Origin of the sequence: Mycobacterium sp., assembly GCF_004298145.1 — a bacterium.
Taxonomy (GTDB): Bacteria; Actinomycetota; Actinomycetes; order Mycobacteriales; family Mycobacteriaceae; genus Mycobacterium.
The window spans coordinates 1-17,427 of the sequence record NZ_SCRH01000063.1; the positions used below are offsets into that span (position 1 = coordinate 1).

The 17,427-nt window shown below is 66.9% G+C and carries 16 protein-coding genes; 10 read left to right on the forward strand and 6 right to left on the reverse strand.

The genetic code is table 11. From position 1 onward, the window contains the following. Positions 1-152: 152 nt before the first annotated feature. Positions 153-1,223 (reverse strand): acyl-CoA dehydrogenase family protein, encoded by a 1,071-nt coding sequence (locus tag EPN51_RS26265; protein WP_293048758.1) that lies wholly within the window; start codon positions 1,221-1,223, stop codon positions 153-155. A 76-nt stretch (positions 1,224-1,299) separates the two neighbouring features. Between EPN51_RS26265 and EPN51_RS26270 the strand changes: the two genes are divergently transcribed. Beyond that, a complete protein-coding gene (locus EPN51_RS26270; protein ID WP_293048760.1) occupies positions 1,300-2,169 on the forward strand; it encodes an LLM class flavin-dependent oxidoreductase in 870 nt (289 codons plus the stop codon). Positions 2,170-2,172: 3 nt separating this feature from the next. On the opposite strand, the gene EPN51_RS26275 is transcribed toward EPN51_RS26270, so the two are convergent. Beyond that, positions 2,173-2,889 carry an SDR family oxidoreductase gene (locus tag EPN51_RS26275; RefSeq protein ID WP_293048762.1) on the reverse strand — a complete coding sequence of 239 codons (717 nt, stop codon included), beginning with the start codon at positions 2,887-2,889 and terminating at the stop codon, positions 2,173-2,175. 19 nt (positions 2,890-2,908) lie between these two features. Next, positions 2,909-3,730, reverse strand: a complete 822-nt coding sequence (locus tag EPN51_RS26280) for an FCD domain-containing protein (protein WP_293048764.1) — start codon at positions 3,728-3,730, stop codon at positions 2,909-2,911. Between the two features lie 94 nt (positions 3,731-3,824). Between EPN51_RS26280 and EPN51_RS26285 the strand changes: the two genes are divergently transcribed. Both EPN51_RS26285 and EPN51_RS26290 read left to right on the forward strand, forming a co-directional pair. After that, a complete protein-coding gene (locus EPN51_RS26285; protein ID WP_293048765.1) occupies positions 3,825-6,239 on the forward strand; it encodes a CoA transferase in 2,415 nt (804 codons plus the stop codon). A gap of 18 nt (positions 6,240-6,257) precedes the next feature. Continuing rightward, positions 6,258-6,449 (forward strand): ferredoxin, encoded by a 192-nt coding sequence (locus EPN51_RS26290; protein WP_293048767.1) that lies wholly within the window; start codon positions 6,258-6,260, stop codon positions 6,447-6,449. 113 nt (positions 6,450-6,562) lie between these two features. Here the strand turns inward: EPN51_RS26290 and EPN51_RS26295 are convergent, their stop codons facing one another. Next, positions 6,563-7,819: a cytochrome P450 gene (locus EPN51_RS26295; protein ID WP_293048769.1), complete on the reverse strand. Its 1,257-nt coding sequence runs from the start codon at positions 7,817-7,819 to the stop codon at positions 6,563-6,565. A gap of 109 nt (positions 7,820-7,928) precedes the next feature. On the opposite strand from EPN51_RS26295, the gene EPN51_RS26300 reads away from it, so the two are divergent. Genes EPN51_RS26300 through EPN51_RS26320 form a run of 5 tightly spaced genes read left to right on the forward strand, consistent with a single transcriptional unit; the run spans position 7,929 to position 12,076 of the window. After that, the gene (locus EPN51_RS26300; protein WP_293048771.1) at positions 7,929-9,056 is read left to right on the forward strand and encodes a Rieske 2Fe-2S domain-containing protein; all 1,128 of its coding nucleotides are present in this window, start codon (positions 7,929-7,931) and stop codon (positions 9,054-9,056) included. Continuing rightward, positions 9,056-10,621 (forward strand): AMP-binding protein, encoded by a 1,566-nt coding sequence (locus EPN51_RS26305; RefSeq protein WP_293048773.1) that lies wholly within the window; start codon positions 9,056-9,058, stop codon positions 10,619-10,621. Before EPN51_RS26300 ends, EPN51_RS26305 begins: the two co-directional genes overlap by 1 nt. Before the next feature lie 36 nt (positions 10,622-10,657). After that, positions 10,658-11,083 carry a nuclear transport factor 2 family protein gene (locus EPN51_RS26310; RefSeq protein ID WP_293048775.1) on the forward strand — a complete coding sequence of 142 codons (426 nt, stop codon included), beginning with the start codon at positions 10,658-10,660 and terminating at the stop codon, positions 11,081-11,083. 13 nt (positions 11,084-11,096) lie between these two features. After that, on the forward strand, positions 11,097-11,627 hold the full coding sequence (locus EPN51_RS26315; protein ID WP_293048777.1) for a MaoC family dehydratase N-terminal domain-containing protein: 531 nt from the start codon (positions 11,097-11,099) through the stop codon (positions 11,625-11,627). After that, positions 11,624-12,076, forward strand: coding sequence for a MaoC/PaaZ C-terminal domain-containing protein (locus tag EPN51_RS26320; RefSeq protein ID WP_293048779.1), 453 nt, complete (start codon positions 11,624-11,626; stop codon positions 12,074-12,076). The genes EPN51_RS26315 and EPN51_RS26320 overlap by 4 nt, the downstream gene beginning before the upstream one ends. Here EPN51_RS26320 and EPN51_RS26325 read toward each other — a convergent pair. Further along, positions 12,073-13,545, reverse strand: coding sequence for an aldehyde dehydrogenase (locus EPN51_RS26325; protein ID WP_293048781.1), 1,473 nt, complete (start codon positions 13,543-13,545; stop codon positions 12,073-12,075). The genes EPN51_RS26320 and EPN51_RS26325 overlap by 4 nt on opposite strands. Before the next feature lie 140 nt (positions 13,546-13,685). Between EPN51_RS26325 and EPN51_RS26330 the strand changes: the two genes are divergently transcribed. Then, positions 13,686-15,041 carry a lipocalin-like domain-containing protein gene (locus tag EPN51_RS26330; protein WP_293048783.1) on the forward strand — a complete coding sequence of 452 codons (1,356 nt, stop codon included), beginning with the start codon at positions 13,686-13,688 and terminating at the stop codon, positions 15,039-15,041. On the opposite strand, the gene EPN51_RS26335 is transcribed toward EPN51_RS26330, so the two are convergent. After that, positions 15,030-16,229, reverse strand: a complete 1,200-nt coding sequence (locus EPN51_RS26335; protein WP_293048785.1) for an SRPBCC family protein — start codon at positions 16,227-16,229, stop codon at positions 15,030-15,032. The two genes, EPN51_RS26330 and EPN51_RS26335, sit on opposite strands and share 12 nt — an antisense overlap. Positions 16,230-16,532: 303 nt before the next feature. On the opposite strand from EPN51_RS26335, the gene EPN51_RS26340 reads away from it, so the two are divergent. Continuing rightward, the gene (locus tag EPN51_RS26340; RefSeq protein WP_293048787.1) at positions 16,533-17,255 is read left to right on the forward strand and encodes a DUF1906 domain-containing protein; all 723 of its coding nucleotides are present in this window, start codon (positions 16,533-16,535) and stop codon (positions 17,253-17,255) included. The last annotated feature ends 172 nt before the right edge of the window (positions 17,256-17,427 follow it).

Consider the following 17,427-nt stretch of genomic DNA (forward strand, 5'->3'; position numbering starts at 1 on the left):
CGGCACCGCTCCTCCTCATCGCTGCGCTCTGCATCGTCGCCGGTGCGGCTCACCGGCACCGCTCCTCCTCATCGCTGCGCTCTGCATCGTCGCCGGTGCGGCTCACCGGCACCGCTCCTCATCGCTGCGCTCTGCATCGTCGCCGGTGCGGCTCACGCCGCGCCCCCGCAGAATCGGCGGCCCACCTCGTGGTAGAGCGCGCGACTGTCGCCCAGCAGCGCGGCGCCCTGCCAGGCGCGCCTGACATAGAGGTGCACGTCGTGCTCCCAGGTCTGCCCGAGCGCGCCGTGCACCTGGACCGCGGTACGCGCGCAACCGGCGGCCGCGTCACCGGCCGCCGCTTTGGCGAGCGCGGCGGAGGTCCAGGCATCGGCCGATGCGGCAGCCGGATCGGCGAGCGCGGCCGCCGCCGCGTAGGTGAGGCTGCGGGCGCGTTCCAGGCTGACGTAGTTGTCGGCCAGCGCGTGTTTGATTCCCTGGAAGGCGCCGATCGGGTGGCCGAACTGGCGCCGCGACTTCGCGTGCTCGACGGAGCGGTGCAACGCGGCGCTCGCCACACCCACCAGGTCAGCGGCGCACGCTACCCAGGGCGCTGCGAATACCGATTCGATGTCAATGCTCGCGACCGCCACCGGCTCGGCGTCGATTTCGATCCCGGCCACCGGCTGAGCGGGGTCGGTGGATTCCGCCGCCGGCACCACCGTGACCCCGTCGACGCAACGGGCGACCGCCGCCACGGTGTCACCGTCGTCGGCGCGGGCCAGCGTGACGACCAGCTCGGCGCGCGACAGGTTGGGGACCGCGACGGCCCGGCCGCGCAGGCGTCCGTCACGCAGGGTCATCGGCACCCCGGGCAGTCGCGACCCGGGTGCGTGGACGGCCAGGGTGGCGACGGCCCCGCCGGCGATGTCGGTGCGGACCGAATCGAGTCCGATGTCGCGCAGCACCCCCGCTGCCAGACCGACGCTGCTCAGCAACGGGATTGGCGCGATGGCGGCGCCGCATTCCTCGAGAACCACGGCAAGCTCGACCGGTCCGTAGTCGCCGGTGTCGGGGGCGGCGAGCTCGGTCCAGCCGAGATCGACGACGGTCTTCCATAGGGCACGCGAACGCTCCGGATCCGTGATCGCTTGACGGGCGGCCTCAGGCGGGCACTCCGTACGTAATATGTCGCGTACGGCGTCGCGCAGCGATAATTGTTCCGAGTTCAGCCCTACATCCATAAGACCTCTAACATAGTAAAGATAATAAACTAGCCCGCCCGGTGCAATCGCACCGAATCACACGCATAGGTGGCGCATGGTCGAGTGGTATCTGTTCCTGCCGCAGGTCCGGTTGTCGGCGGCCGACATCGCGGAGCGGGCGCGTCATGCCGAGGCCAGTGGTTTCGACGGCATCGCGTTCATCGATCACCTCGAGGCGCCCGGGCTGCCCGACGAAAGCATCTGGGAGGCAATGGGGATTGCCACCTGGGTGGCCGCCAAAACGGAGCGGCTGCGGATCGGGCACCTGGTGCTCTGCGACGCGTTCCGGCATCCCGCGGTGCTCGCCAAACAGGCCGTCACCCTCTCGGAGGCGTCCGGCGGCAGATTCGAGCTGGGCCTCGGGGCGGGGTCCTGGCCCTCGGAATTCGCCAGATTCGATGTCGGCCAGCAGGATCCGAAAGCCCGGGTCGACCAACTCGACCGCCACCTGAAACTGCTCAGGCAGTACTGGGGCGATGGGACGGGGGAGTCCGGGCACGCCGAGCCGGCACCGCAAGCTCCGCGACCGTCGCACCCGATACCGCTGGTTCTGGGTGGGAGCGGGCCCCGGATGATGGAACTCGTTCGCAGATACGCGGATTGGTGGAACCTGCCGGCGCACCAGCTCGACAAGCTGCCCACGCTGGCCCCGGCCGCGGGAACGGCCCGGTTGTCGATCCAGCAGATGGTGGGCTTCGTTCGGTCGGGCAGCGATCCCGATACCGTGCGCGAGGTGAGCACCCGGCGATTCGGCAACCTGGGGTCCGGACTGTTCTGCGGGGATGCCGACGAGCTGACCGGGCACTTCACCGGCCTGGCCGGCCAGGGGGTCGAGCGGTTCTACGTATGGTTCTCCGACTTCGCCGCACCGGGCTCCCTGCACGAGTTCGGCGAATCGGTGATCAAGCCCTTCCCGGCGCCGTAAGCGTCAATCCCGTCGCGCGCGGCGGCGGGCCTCGGTGGGCACGACCGGCGGTCGTGCGAACGGCCCCCGCTTTACCGCGGACAAGCGGATCTCCGGCAAGTCGACCGAGGGGTCAACGGTGTCCAGCCACGCGACCGCCTCGGCGACATCGGATACGGCGATCGCGTACATCTCGAAGGGAACGTCCTGCAGCATCTCGGTGGCCACCGGGCCCGGCGTGACGATATGCACGCTGATGCCGTCGCGATCGACTTCGAGCGCCAGGGCTCGCGCGAACGCGTTCATGCCGGCTTTCGAGGCCGAGTAGGCGGTGCGGGCGGGCATCGGCTCGTGGGCCGCCGAGGAGGAGATGAACACCAGCCGCGAGCCCGCCTTCATCCTGGGCAACACCGCGGACGTCACCACGAAGCACGAATCCAGGTTGGCCGACATGATGGCCTTCCACTGCTCGAATGTCTGCTTGCGCGCGTAGGTTCCGCCGAGCGCCCCTGCCGCGTGGACGACGAGGTCGATTGTCTCCAATGCGCTTATCGCGGCGGGGAATCCGATCGGGTCGGAGGCGTCGGCCACCAGGTGGCGCGCACCGATGTCCGCGGCGGCGGCGCGCAACGGGTCTTCGCGGCGCGCCGACAGCACCACGTCGTAGCCACGCTCAACCAGCTTGCGGGCGCAGCCTTTTCCGATCCCGCCGCTGCCACCGGTGACCAATGCGGTTCGCATGACCGTTGCAGGCCGCCCTTCAGGAGTGCCGAATATCCCGCGGCCGCGACAAGGCCTGCGGGGACAGCGCATAGATGCGTTGATCGTGCTGACCGGACAGGACGTAGGTCTGCGTGTCGGCGAGATGGCGGCCGGCGATACGACGGGCGCGGTCGACGTTGCCCTCCGCGATGGTCTCGGTCAGCTTGATGTGCGTGTTGAGCACCGCGCGGCGCTGAGCGAGCGAGGGGTAGGTGCCACGCGACGCGCTCTCATCGGCCCACTGCCGTTCGTGGCTGGTCCACAGCGTCTCCAAGCTGCCCACGACCGCGATGATGGTGTGATTGCCGCAGCCACGGACAACGAGATCGTGGAATTCACGGCCGATTTCGGTGAACCGGCGGCCGTCTTCGAGGTGTTCGGCCATCGACTCGTTGATCCGCGTGAGCTCGGGCACCAGGGTGTCGGCCCGGTCCGGGCGGCGGGCGGCCAACGCGGCGCAGGCGGGCTCGAGTTCCTGCAGCGCCATGCCCAGATCGGCAACCTCGACGGACTCGCTCTGCAGCAACAGGCCGAGCATGTAGGCGGCGCTGGTCTTCGCCGGGGCGTGAACGACGGCGCCACCGCGGTTGCCCCGCCGCACCGAAACCAGCCCCTCGGTTTCCAGGATCCGCAAGGCCTCGCGCAGCGACACCAAACTCACGTTGAACTGTTCGACGAGCACCTCCTGGCGCGGCAGGAGATCACCATCGGCGAGGTCGCCGTCGATGATCTGACGGCGCAACTCATCGGCTACGATTTCGGCGATCCGCGGCGCCGACAACCGGCGCCGGACGTCGGGGCCAATTCCCAAGGCGGTCATCCGATCCTCGAAGCACATGCAACTCGCTGGCTTAGCTATTTTAGCAGTAATGATATAAATAGCTTCTCTGATCGCGTGTCGATCGGAAGGGCGGGTGCAATTGAGCGAGCGGTCCGAACGCCGGCCGACACCGCTACACGATTTGCGTGTCGTCGAGATCAGTGACCGGATAGCGGGCAGCTACTGCGGGAAGCTGCTGCTCGATGCCGGCGCGCAGGTGTGCAAAATCGAACCGCCGCAAGGGGATTGGCTGCGGCGATACTCCGCCAGCGGTTCGCCGGTTGCCGAAAACGGCAGCGCGCCGTTCTTCAGTTACCTCAACGCGGGCAAGCGCAGCATGACGTTGGCCCCCGGCGCCCCCGGTTCGGCGCGATTTCGCGCCATGCTGGCCGCCGCCGACGTCGTCGTCGTCACCGCCGGCCCGGCGCAGGCCGCGGCGCTGGGCGTCGACCCACGGCAACTGCTGGAACACTCGCCGCGGGCAGTCATCGTCACGATCTCCGATTTCGGCTGGACCGGACCCTACGCGGACCGGGCCGCCAGCGAGTTCACCTTGCAAGCGTGGGCGGGCTCACCCGGTTTCCGGGGCGATCCCGCCGGCCCGCCGATTTCGATCGGCGGCGATCTGGGCGAGTACATGGGCGGCGCGTTCGCGGCGTTCGGCGCGTTGGCCGTGCGCCGCCGCGTCGAGCACGGCGGACCCGGCGAGCACCTCGACCTGTCCATGCTGGAAGCGCTCACCACCATGCAGAGCAGCGAATGGCTGCATTCGCAACTGCTGCGCGTTCCGCCGATCCGCCGCACCACCGAAGTGCCATCGATCGAACCCGCCAAGGACGGCTACGTCGGGATCACCATGGTCACCGGTCAGCAGTGGCTCGACTTCACCGCGATGGTCGAATGCCCGCAATTGGAGGAGATCGAACAGCTGCGGTTTCAAATCGGCCGGTGGCAATACCGCGACCTGATCCGCGAGCAGATCCATCCCTGGCTGGCCGAACGGACCGTCGCGGAAATCGTCGAACTCGGGCAACTGTTCCGGCTGCCGATCGCCGCGCTGGGCAACGGCTCCACCATCGGAGATCTGGAATACGTGCGCCAGCGCGAGGTCTTCACCCACAACCCGGCCGGTTTCCACCAGCCCCGCCCGCCCTGGCTGATGTCGGCCTGCGCGCCCGCACCCGTGGGTGAAACACCGGTTCTCGGTGAGGCCGATGACGAGTCCCCTTGGCGCCGTGACGAATCCGAAACCGAACCGGCGCGCGACGGGTTACCGCTGGCCGGTGTTCGCATCATCGACCTGACGGCCTTCTGGGCCGGGCCCGCCGCAACCCACCTGCTGGCCGCGTTCGGCGCCGACGTCGTCAAGATCGAATCGATCCAGCGCCCCGACGGCATCCGCTATTCGGGCGGAATGCGCAACGACGTGGACGACTGGTGGGAGTACGGCTGGGTGTTCCACGCGATGAACACCAACAAGCGTTCGGTCACACTGGATTTGGGGTCCGAGCCGGGCCGCCGCCTGTTCACCGAACTGGTCGCCGGCGCCGACGTCGTGATCGAAAATTTCTCGCCGCGGGTGATGGACCACTTCGGCCTGACCGCCGACGTGCTGCTCGGGGTCAACCCCAAACTCGTGTTCGCCAGGATGCCCGCATTCGGCGTCGAGGGTCCGTGGCGCGATCGGGTCGGGTTCGCCCCCACCATGGAACAGATCGCCGGCCTGGCCTGGGTGACCGGATTGCCCGAGGGGCCGCCGGTGGCCCCACGCGGAGCCTGCGATCCGCTGGCCGGCGTGCACGCCGCGTTCGCCGTGCTGGCCGCGCTGAACTTCACCGAACGCACCGGGTCGGGCCAGTTGGTCGAATTGCCGATGCTCGAAACGGTGCTCAACGCCACCGCGATCCAGGCGATCGAGTCCGAAGTCTTCGGGGTCACGCTGAGCCGTCGGGGCAATCGCGGTCACAGCGCGGCGATCCAGAACATCTACCGCTGCGCCGGCGCCGGCGACAAGAACGACGACTGGATCGCGGTGACGGTTCGTGACGATGCGCAATGGCGTGCGCTGGTCGACCTGATGGACCGGCCCGCATGGGGCGAGGACGAGGAGCTGTCCACCGTCGCCGGGCGCCGGAAACGAGCCGACGACATCGACGCCCGGCTGGCGGACTGGTTCGCCCGGCAGCCACGTGAAGCGACGGTGGAACTCTTGGCCGGCGCGGGAATTCCCGCCGCGCCGGTGGTGTCACCGTCGCTGGTCACCGGCAACCCGCAGCTGCGCGAGCGCGGGTTTTTCGAAGCGCTGCATCATGCCAGTACCGGGCTCGGACTGTACCCGTGCCCGCCGTTCGCCCTGCTCACCGGCCGGGACCAATGGCTGCTGCGGCCGCCGCCGAAGCTGGGCGAGCACAATGGAGAGATCCTGCGGGATCGGTGCGGGCTGACCGACGAAGGACTGACACGCCTGGCGACCGGCGGGGTGATCGGGACCCGACCCAAGGGTCTCTAGAGAAGTGGAGGGCATCTGATGCGCGTAACGGTCGACGAGAACCTATGTGAGGCCAACGGCTTCTGCGAATCGATTGCGCCCGAAGTATTCGAGTTGGGCGACGAGGACGTGGTCCAGATCGCCGACGGTCCGGTGCCGCCGCGCCTGGAAATCGACGTGCGCGCCGCGGTGGATCAGTGCCCCAAGGCGGCGCTGCGGCTGATCGACTGATTTAGCGCCGCGGCGGCGATCCCGTGGTATCAGCAATCACATGTGTCGCGCGAGTACCGCCACGGCGGCCGTAAAGTGATCTTCGTTTGCGCTATCACCGGCGCTGTCACCCATCAGACCGAGCGCCGCCCGCTGAGCGATATCGGCATCGCGTCGTAGATCGACATGTTGGTGGTCAGATTGGGATGGGCCACCGTGGCCGGGCCGACCTCGATGTCATCGCAGCGCAGCAGCAGTTCGTCGAAGACCGCGCGCAGTTCCGCGCGGGCCAGCATGGCGCCCAGGCAGTGATGCGGTCCGCCGGCCCCGAAGGCCACCTGCGGGTTGGGTTGGCGGCCGATGTCGAAGACGAACGGCGATTCAAAGACCTCCTCGTCGCGGTTGGCCGAGCGCAGCATCGACACCACGCGTTCGCCCTTCGCGATGCGCTGACCGTCCATCTCGACATCGACCTTCGCGGTGCGCGTCCAGTACGCCACCGGCGACGCCCAGCGCAACACCTCCTCGATCGCGCCGGCCCGCAGGTCTTCCCGCGCGCGATACCGCTCGATCTGCTGGGGATTCCGCACAAACGCCTGCAGCCCGATGGCCAACGCGTTCTTGGTGGTGTCGCTGCCGGCGAAGGCCAGCACGAAGAAGAAGAACTCGAGTTCGTTTTCGGGCAGGCTGAAGCGCTCGCCGTCCTCGCCGGTGATCACCGCGGTCGCGAGGGTGCTCCAGATGTCATCGGTGGGATCGCGGCGCTTTTCGGCGGTGAGCTCCATCGCGTATTCGAAGACCGAGCCAAAGAGCTCGAGTTCCACCTGACCGCTCGGGCCCGCCTCGGGCGCAAGCGCCTTCAAGATGCGGTCGAAGATGTCGAATATTCGCGGCCGGTCCTGCTCCGGGATGCCGATGATGTCGCCGATGACCGACATCGGCAACGCGTCGGCGACGTCATCGATCCAGTCCCCACCACCCTGCGCGAGCAGGCCGTCGATCATCCGCGCCGCACGCGCCCGGATGCCGTTCTCCAGCTTGGCGATCGCGCGCGGGTTGAAGGCGTTGGAGATCAGTTTTCGGCGCTTGTTCAGGTCCGGCGGGTCCAACGTGATGATCGTCGGGAACGACGAGAACATGGCGACCGGCTGAATGAGTGGGCCGTCGGCCGCGGTGAACGACTCGGTATCGCGGTGCAGGCGGATCGTATGCCGATGCTTGGTGGCCACCCAGAATTCGCGCTGTACGCCCCCGGAAAACAGCCTGGCGACACCCGGCGTCAGGTCGTGCCGGAAGAGCGGCCTGCTGCGTCGCAGCTCGGCGAATAGGTCGTCGGGAAAGCCGTTGCACCACAAAGACAAATCGGACAGATCGACCGCTGCAGCCGTCATCACCGAACCCCGTTCTGTCGGACACGCATAAGGCAGCGAGCGCCGCGTTGACGTTCTATGCTTAAGATAGTAAAAATAGAGCTAGTCGTCGAACCCCCCGGGAGTGCTGGTGACGGATACAATTTCGGACTCGGCCCCCGAGTCGGCCGAGGATCCCTCAGAACGAGAGTTCGGGCAGGGCGGCATCGCGCTGTCGACCTACCGTTTCCCGACGGGCTGGTTCATCGTCGCGTTCGGCTCCGACCTGGTTCCCGGGCAGGTCAAGCGCGCGCACTACTTCGGTGAGGAGTTGGTGCTGTTCCGCACCGAGTCCGGCCAGGTCCACGTGATGGACGCCTACTGTCAGCACCTCGGCGCCAACCTCGCCGTCGGCGGCACCGTGGAAGGCGAGAACATCGTGTGCCCCTGGCACGGTTGGCACTGGCGCGGTGACGGCAGCAACGCGCTGATTCCCTACAGCAAGATCGGCTGCAAAAACAACGTCCGCATCAGGACCTATCCCAGCATGGAGTGGTACGGCTTCGTCCTGGCCTGGCACGAGCGGCACGGGCGGGCGCCGTACTGGCAGCTGCCGGTGCTGCCCGAACTGGAGACCGACGAGTACTACCCCCTGCACCCGCACACCCAGATGCTCAACCGGGTCAAGGTGCACCCGCAGATGATCATCGAGAACGCCGCCGACCCCTACCACGTTCAGTACGTGCACAAGGCGGCCAATCCGGCCACCACCGCGTCGTTCGAGGTGGCCGGCTATCACCTGCACGCCACGGTCAACGCCCACTTCGGCGGGGGCCGGGCGCAGACGTGGCTGACCCCGAACGGACCGGTCGACGCCAAGATCATCTATGACAACTACTCGCTGGGGCTGGGCGTGGTGCGATTCCCCAGCGAGCTGGTGGCCACCGTTCAGGTCACCGGCCAGACGCCGGTCGACGAGGACTACACGGACTACTTCTACACACAGGCTTCCGTGCGTGAACCGGGCGACACCGGTGACGTGCCCACCGGACGCGCCGCCCGGTTCCTCGCGCTTCAGCAAGAAGTCATCAAGCAGGACTTCTTCACCTGGGAGAACATGAAGTATTTGGAGAAGCCGAATCTGGCTCCCGAAGAGGCGCACGATTACGCGGCCCTGCGCCGCTGGGCGCACCGCTTCTATCCCGGAACGCAGCCGTCGCCGTCCGATTTCGGCTACACCGCCGACGGCGCGCCCGACCCGGCGGCCGCGAAAGCCTGATGCCGGGGCCCGCCGATTTCGGTGTCGACAGTTTCACCGTGCCGGCCGTGCTGGATCGGCGGGCCGAGCAGTATCCCGACCGGGTGATGATGTCGATCGCCGGTGTGGACGTGACTTTCGAGCAGATGCGGCGACGGTCCCGCGCGGCGGCGAACCTGCTGGCCGGCTTGGGCGTCGGCCACGGCGACTGCGTGGCGTTGTTCACCGGCACCTGCCCGGAATGGGTCTACCTCTGGCTGGGTGCGGCGCGCATCGGCGCGGTGAGCGCCGCGATCAATGCCGCGAACAAGGGTGACTTCCTGCTGCACACGCTTCGGCTGTCGCGGGCCAAGGTGATCCTCACCGACGCCGAACGGCGGCCCCGCGTCGACGAGGTCGCCGGCCGACTGGACACCGTGACCGACATTGTGCTGCAGGATGATTCACTCACCGAAGCGTTGTGCAGCAGCCCCGACCACCCGGTGAGCGACAGCCCCGCCGCGGCGGCGGACGTGGGGGTGCTCTTCTACACATCGGGCACGACCGGGCCATCGAAAGCGGTCGCCACCACATGGCATTACCTGTTCTCGGTGGCCGCGACCGTCGCTTCGGCGTGGGGCTTCGGCCCGGGGGAGGTGCTGTGGACGGCGATGCCGCTCTTTCACTTGAGCGCCGCGCCCAGCGTGCTGGCGCCGATGCTGGTCGGCGGAACCACCGTGTTGGCGAAGGCCTTTCACCCCGGCCAGGTGTGGGATGAGATACGCGCGCACGGTGCCGTCGGTTTCGCCGGCGCCGGCGCGATGGTGTCGATGCTGCAGAACCTGCCCGCGGATCCCCGTGACGCGCGGCTGCCGCTGCGGTTCATCTCCGCCGCGCCCATCGGCGCGGACTCCTACCGCGATATCGAAAAGCGTTACGACTGCCGCATCGTCACGATGTACGGGTTGACCGAGGCATTCCCGATCGCGCTCAAGGCCGTGACCGACGAGGGTGTACCCGGGACCTCGGGCCGGCCGAATCCCGATTTCGACGTGCGCGTCCTCGACGAGCGCGGCAATCCGCTGCCGCCCGGCACCGTCGGGGAGATCGCGTGCCGGCCCAAGTCCCCACACGTGATGAGCGAAGGCTATGTGAGCCAGGGTCTGCGGGTAGATCCGCACCCGGAGTGGTTCCGCACCGGCGATCTGGGCCATCTCGATGCCGATCAGAACCTGACCTATGTGGACCGCGCCAAGGACTCGTTGCGCAGGCGCGGCGAAAACGTCTCCTCGGTCGAAGTGGAGACCGTCGTCATGCGCCACCCCGCCGTGGCCGAAGCCGCCGCCGTCGGGGTGCCCAGCGAGTTGGGCGAAGACGACATCCTGTTGGTGGTGACGTTGCGTCCCGGGGCCGCCCTGGATTGCGCGGAGCTGCTCGACTTCTGTGCGGACCGGATGCCGTACTTCTGCGTGCCGCGGTTCGTCGAGGCGCTTGATGAACTGCCGAAGAACGGCGTTGGGCGAATACGCAAAGACCTATTGCGCAGCCGCGGTGTGCATCCGGACGCATGGGATCGTGAGAAAGAAGGGTATATCGTTGGCCGGTAACGTTGCCCGTCGCTTTGAGGGAGGCTGCGAAGCATAATGACCATGACCTATCAGGAACAGCTGCTGCTCCATGCCGTCACGGGCCGCGCTGCCATCCTGGATCTGAACGCCCGGCACAATCGGGCCTATTCGGACCGCGACCGCGAGCGTTGGATCGGCACCTTTCGCCATTCCGGCGCCAGCTATACCCGTGATGGTGAGGTGTTCACCGATTTGCGCGCCGCCTTCGACGGCGGTGACGGACAGCGTTTGGTGACGGTCGATCATGAGATCAGCGTGGACGGGGTCAACGCGGACCAGCGTTGTGTCGCCGTGCTTTTCGCCGCCATGTTCGATGACACCGCGCTGCGGGCCACCGGGATCTTCCGCGACACGCTGGTCTACGAGCGGGGCGGCTGGTATTTCACCTCCCGTACGTTGCAGTGGGATTCGATCCCGAGTCGGCACCCGCTCGTCATGTGAGCGGCATCGATACGTGGATCAGGATTTCAGTCAGCGCCTGGCCTTCGGAACCTATGAAGATGCGCTGCGAATGGTCGGTGCGAAAAGCGAACCCCGCACCGCGGCCACAGCGGTCAGCGCCGCGCGCATCCAGTTGTTCGCCGCGATGGTCCGCGATCCGAATCGTTCCTACTGGGATTCCGAGTTCGCCCGACGGCAATGGGGAGGCCTGCCGGCGCCACCCGCCCTGCTGATGGGCTGGTTGGTGCCGCCGCCCTGGCAGCCCGGAGGCGGGCGGTCCGCATCTTTGATCGCCCTGCGGGTGCCGCTGCCGGGAACCACATTCATCAACGCGGCCAACGAGGTTGAGTTCCCACAAGCGATCGTCGAGGGGGACGTGCTGACCGTCGTCGACGAGCTGGTATCGGTGTCGCCGGAAAAGCGGACCCGGCTGGGCGTCGGCCATTTCGTCGAGACGCTTGAGACCTACCGCCGCCAGGACGGCACCGTCGTCGCCACCTCCCGGAACACCCTGTTCCGCTTCACCCCGGGGCCGTCCTCGTGACCGGCGACGGCCTGGACTGGAACCGGGTCACCGTTCCCGTCGAGCTGCCCGAAGTGCTCGACCACATCAGCTACCAGCGAGTGGTGGAGAACGCCGGAGCAACCTGGGATTACTTCCCCGGCCATTTCGATCCGAATTACGCCCAGGCTCAAGGAAACCCGACGATCTATGTCAACACGATGCACCTCGCCGGCTTCGCCGACCGTGTCGCGACCGAGTGGGCGGGCCCGCGTAGCCGCGTGGTGCGTCGCTCCATGCGCCTGACCGGGTCGGTGTACGCCGGCGACACGATGATCGGCCGGGGGCGGGCGGTGGCCAAACGGCGGGACACTTCGGTGGACCCGCCACGTTGTCTGGTCGACATCGAGATCCAGGTGACCAATCAGCATGGCGCGCTGTGCTGCCCGGTCGAGCTGACCTTGCAGGTGCCCGAAGGCCCCGGCCCCTAATCGGACAGCGGCGGCAGCGGGCCTTTGCATATCAGCGTCTGCAGCTCGACATACTCGTGCAGGCCCTCGGGACCGAACTCGCGCCCGATGCCGGACTGCTTGAATCCGCCGAACGGTGCGCCGATGTCGAGGGTGTACATGTTGATGCCGTAGGTCCCCGTGCGGACGCCGGTCGCGACCTCGAGGCCGTGGGCGACGTCGGATGTCCACACCGAACCGGCCAGGCCGTAGTCCGTCTCGTTGGCGATGCGGATCGCGTCGTCCTCGTCGCGGTAGCGCAGCACCGTCAACACCGGCCCGAAAATTTCCTCCCGGGCGATGCGCATGTCATTGGTGGCATCGGCGAACAGCGTCGGCTGCACGTACCAGCCGCGCTCGGCCGGGCTCTGTTCACCACCGAGGACGACGCGGGCGCCCTCGCTGCGGCCGGACGTGATGTAGTCCTGGACGCGCCGCTGTTGTCGTTGGGCCACAAGCGGTCCGATGTCGGTGGCCTCGTCGGCCGGGTCGCCGACATGCAGCGCTGACATCATGCCGGCCAGTGCGTCCACGACCTCGTCATGCTTGCGGTCGCTGACCAGGATGCGGGTCTGGGCGACGCAGGCCTGACCGTTGTTCATCAGGCCGGCGCTCTTCAATCCGGCCACCGTCTTATCGATGTCGGCGTCGTCGAGGATGATCGCCGCCGACTTTCCGCCCAGCTCCAAGCTGACGCGTTTCAGCTGCTCCCCGCACAGGGCGGCGATCCGGCGCCCGACGGCGCTGGAACCGGTGAACGCGATCTTGTCCACGCCCGGATGACGCACCAGCGCCTCGCCGACGTCGGTGCCGCCGGGCAGTACGGACACCACGCCTTCGGGCAGGTCCAGTTGCTCGATCATTTCGGCCAACCACAAAGCGTCCAAAGGTGTTTCGGGTGCGGGCTTGACGATCACCGTGCAACCCGCGATCAGGGCCGGGATCAGCTTGGGCATGATCAGAAATTGCGGCACGTTCCAGGGCACGATCGCTCCGACCACCCCGACCGGGGGCCTGTGCAGGTGCACTTCGCCGAGCACCCCCTGGCGGCGTTCGGCCCAGGGAAAGTCGCGGGCGGCAGCCAGCGCGAGGTGGATCAGCGATGCGGCGGCCGCGCCCTGGCCCATCCGGCTGAAACTGCGCGGCGACCCCATCTCGTCGGTGATCAGGTCGGCCATCTCGTCGCTGTGGCCGGCATAGATCGCGGCGAGCTGTGCGACTTTGGCCATCCGATCGGCATGACTCATCCGGGGCCACGGCCCGTGATCGAAGGCGCGCCGCGCGGCGACAACCGCGGCCTCGACGTCCTGGGGGCCGGCCGCCTGGACGTGACCGACCGGTTCCTCGGAGTGCGGCGAGATCACATCGAGCCGTTGGGGATTGGCGGGCTTGCGCCACTGCCCTCCGATGAACACTTCGTCATAACGACGATGGTCGGAATTCTTCGTCATCGGGGCGCCTCCTCGAGGCAGCGGTGGGTACGGGACGAGACCGTGACCGTAATTCGCTATTGACGCTAACATAGCCAAGAAAGGGCGAGTCAGGAAGCCGCAGGCGGATCATCAGCGACGATGTCGAGGCGAGGCACGATATGAATAGCGACTGGCGCAGTTACCCATTCCAGTTGGTGCCCGGCGACGACCAGCTCGAGTTTCCCGCCGCCGAAGGCGAACACCCCGATCAGGAGTCGGACACCTGGTTCATCGCGGGCCAGCTGGACGCCGCAGAGGCGGACCGGTCATTTGCCTTCCTGGCCATCTTCAACAAGAACCGGCCCGGCGGGACGATCGTCGCCGACTTCTACACGATGGCGCTCTTCGACCTCGATACCGGCGATTACGGCACCTACACGGATTACGACATGCCGCCGGCCAACCTCGAACCGGGGGCGACACGCAAGCTGGAGCTCGCCACAGGCCACCTCGACATCAGCTATGCCAGCGGCGCCGGCACCGCGTCATGGGCCACGTGCCGCAACGGCGACGGTGGTTTACTGCCCTACACCTACCGCGTCAGCCTGGTGGGGGAGGACCATTCCGGCCGGCGCATGCGGCTGGACCTGGCCGTAACCCCCACGCGCGCACCGACTCCGGTGGGTGCATCGACGTACAACGGCAAGATCGTCTGCTTCGGCCAACACGACACCTACTCCTACTTCCAGACCGGTATGGCGATGACCGGCACCCTGTGCTGGGGAGAGGAGATCCACCAGGTTTCCGGCAGCAGCGGCCACATCGATCGGCAGTGGTTCCCGAAATACGCCGGCGGCGGGGGAACCGCGGGGGACCCGCGGGCCAGGTCTCACGAATGGCGCACCATCAACTTCGACAACGGCGTCGATTTGAGCATCTGGCGACAGTTCGACCGCACGAACGACAACGTCCTGCAGCCGTTTACCGGCGTCACCGCGAGCTATCCCGACCCCGCCACATCGCCGCAATGCGCCGAAGATATCGAGGTCACGGTCAGTAGCTACGTCCGGTGGCCGGAGGCGGTGCGGCCGCTGGTGCGCCCTCTCGCCCCGGCCCGGTACATGCCCGATCGCCACCGGATCACTTGCCCCACACTGGGACTCGACATAGTCGGCGAGCCCGTTGTGCCGGCCCCCGCTCATGGTCTGCCGATCGAATACATGGAAGGTCCGTACCGCTACCGCGGGACGCTGGGGGGCCAACCGGTGACCGCGTTCGCCTTCAACGAACGGTCGCTCGCACTGTATCGGGATTGGGAGCTGGTCGACGTACTCACCACCACCGTCACAAATACCGAACCGTCCGATCCCGGCCTGCAGACGACCGTGGATCAGTTGGCGCCGTTGGTGGCCGCCGGCCGTCGGCGCGAGGCGGTTGAACTGCTCGCCACGGTGCGCCCCGCCCAAACTGGCGTGCTGGCAATGCTATTGGATGACCTGGTGGCCGTGCTGTCGGCGGATGAGTCAGGTAGCTGAGCCCGCCAGCGCCTCGGCCCACGTGATGTGGCGGTGCTGCAATCCCGGCTCGTTGCGGCCGAATACCAGGTGGTCGCGGGCGCCCGACTCGAGATTGGCCTGCAGCCCCTCGACCAACCGGTAGTCCTCGTCGCGCACGGTGGCGTGCGCATATTCGAAGACGGCTTGAGCGCCGGCGGCGACCGATTCGTCGGACAGGTCCTGCGGTGTGGCGTTCTGGTGGACGGTAATTGACCTGCCGGGCTGGTCCCCGGGATAGATGCGGAACAGCTCGCCGTTGGCGATCGTCACCGACAGCACGATGTTGGGGAACAGTGCGTAGATCACGACCATGTTGTGGAACGGGTTCCATTGTTCCTCGGGCACGGCGTCGAGCTCCAGGATGGTGTTGAGCGGGAAGATCAGCCGGTGGTGCGGGCCGTAGGAGTCGAACACCGTGCAGTTGCTGCGTGCGATGGTGGCGAAGGTCTGTCGATGGACGGTGGCGAAATGGTAGTTCTCGGCGAAGGTGTCGATCGCCAGTTTCCAGTTGATCGGACAGTCGAGCACCTTTTCGCCCAACGGGGACCAGCGCCCGATTCCCCAGGAATCGAGTTCGTCGGCGAGTGGACCCAGGTGCGCGGCCACGTCCAGTGTCGTGCCGGGATCCAGTGACACCCATAGGAATCCGGCGTATTCGGTGGCCGGCAGTTCGGTCAGCCCGTCGGAGCGCGGGGTCATGTCGGTTTGGCGGCGACCCGCGGCGCCCGGCTTCGCCGCCGTTGCGATCGCCGCGTCCGGAAAGCCCTCGCGCCCCGGCAGCCCGACCAACCGCCCGGTGTTGTCGTAGGTCCACGCGTGGTAGGGACAGGTGAACCGCTTGGCGGTGCCGCATCCCGTGACGACCCGCGACTGCCGATGCAGGCAGACGTTGTCGAACGCCTTCACCGACCCATCGGAGGTTCGGGTCAACAGGATGGACCGCCCCATCACCGTCTTGGTGCAATACGCCCCGGGGGCGGGAAGTTCGGATACGTAGCCGACCAACTGCGGGCTGGCCAGCAGCATGGCCCGGTCGACGTGGTGGCGTTCGATGCTGGTGTAGTCACGCGCGTTGACCCTGTGCTCGCTCGGTGCGAGGTCGGTTGTCTTGTCGCGCGCCAACTTCAACGCACGCCGGGTCAGGTCGATGAGCTGGTCGTGTTCCATCTGAACTCCGATTGCGGTCAAGTGCTCGCGGTAACCCTACTAACTTTATAGTGATAATAAAATAAGGTCCAAACGGCCTCCGGCGCGCTAACGGGAGCCGATGTACCGGAGCACCTGCGGGTATCGCTGCGCGATCGCGCGGCGATCCCCAGGCCCGTTCGCTGCTGAGGCTGTTCGCGGTGACCGGTCCCTATGCGATGTTGGGGGCGGCGGGCGCGCTTGCGCGCCGATACGGCACCGTGACACACATGTGACCAGTGTGATCAATGTGTCATATGAGGTTTGTGTCGTACCCTGTGGCTTGTGTCCTCCGTGTCGCGGCGCGACCTGTTCAAATTCGCGACCGCGGCGCCGGCCCTGTTGGGTCTGGGCGTCGCGGGTGCGTCATTGCGCGCCGCGCCCGCCTCGGCGTCGCTGGGCACCCTGCTGGACTATGCGGCCGGGGTCATTCCGGCCAGCCAGATCCGGGCCGCCGGCGCCGTCGGGTCGATCCGGTACGTATCGGATCGCCGGCCCGGCGGCAAGTGGATGCTGGGCAAGCCGATCCAGGTCGCCGAAGCGCGCGACCTCCACAGCAACGGACTCAAGATCGTGTCCTGCTACCAGTACGGCAAGGGCAACACCGCGGACTGGCTGGGCGGCGGCAACGCCGGCCTGCAGCATGCGCAACGTGGAACGCAACTCCACGCCGCGGCCGGCGGGCCCGCCACCGCGCCCATTTATGCCTCGATCGATGACGATCCCTCCTACGAGCAGTACAAAAGCCAGATAGCGCCGTACCTGCGGTCGTGGGAGTCGGTGATCGGTCATCAGCGCACAGGCGTGTACGCCAATTCGAAGACCATCGACTGGGCACTGCACGACGGTTTGGGCTCTTATTTCTGGCAGCACAACTGGGGTTCACCGAAGGGGTACGCGCATCCCGCCGCCAACTTGCACCAAGTTGAAATCGACAAACGCAGCGTCGGCGGGGTCGGAGTGGACATCAACGAGATCCTCAAACCCCAATTCGGACAGTGGGCCTAGCGACCCACATCGCCGTCCGGCCCGACCGGGACTCGGACTCTGAGAAAGTCCAGCAAACACTCGTTCGCTCATTTTCGGGCCGGGCGCACGCGCGCGCTCGGCGGATGGTGTCGCCGATACCGCTTAGACCGCGTTCCGCGGCCCGAAATTTTTATATAACGATTCGGTAACA

Bases quoted from the DNA above. Each gene is read 5' to 3' on its own strand.
- EPN51_RS26265 (WP_293048758.1), bottom strand. From the start codon at position 1,223: ATGGATGTAGGGCTGAACTCGGAACAATTATCGCTGCGCGACGCCGTA.
- EPN51_RS26270 (WP_293048760.1), top strand. From the start codon at position 1,300: ATGGTCGAGTGGTATCTGTTCCTGCCGCAGGTCCGGTTGTCGGCGGCC.
- EPN51_RS26275 (WP_293048762.1), bottom strand. From the start codon at position 2,889: ATGCGAACCGCATTGGTCACCGGTGGCAGCGGCGGGATCGGAAAAGGC.
- EPN51_RS26280 (WP_293048764.1), bottom strand. From the start codon at position 3,730: ATGACCGCCTTGGGAATTGGCCCCGACGTCCGGCGCCGGTTGTCGGCG.
- EPN51_RS26290 (WP_293048767.1), top strand. From the start codon at position 6,258: ATGCGCGTAACGGTCGACGAGAACCTATGTGAGGCCAACGGCTTCTGC.
- EPN51_RS26295 (WP_293048769.1), bottom strand. From the start codon at position 7,819: ATGACGGCTGCAGCGGTCGATCTGTCCGATTTGTCTTTGTGGTGCAAC.
- EPN51_RS26305 (WP_293048773.1), top strand. From the start codon at position 9,056: ATGCCGGGGCCCGCCGATTTCGGTGTCGACAGTTTCACCGTGCCGGCC.
- EPN51_RS26310 (WP_293048775.1), top strand. From the start codon at position 10,658: ATGACCATGACCTATCAGGAACAGCTGCTGCTCCATGCCGTCACGGGC.
- EPN51_RS26325 (WP_293048781.1), bottom strand. From the start codon at position 13,545: ATGACGAAGAATTCCGACCATCGTCGTTATGACGAAGTGTTCATCGGA.
- EPN51_RS26330 (WP_293048783.1), top strand. From the start codon at position 13,686: ATGAATAGCGACTGGCGCAGTTACCCATTCCAGTTGGTGCCCGGCGAC.
- EPN51_RS26335 (WP_293048785.1), bottom strand. From the start codon at position 16,229: ATGGAACACGACCAGCTCATCGACCTGACCCGGCGTGCGTTGAAGTTG.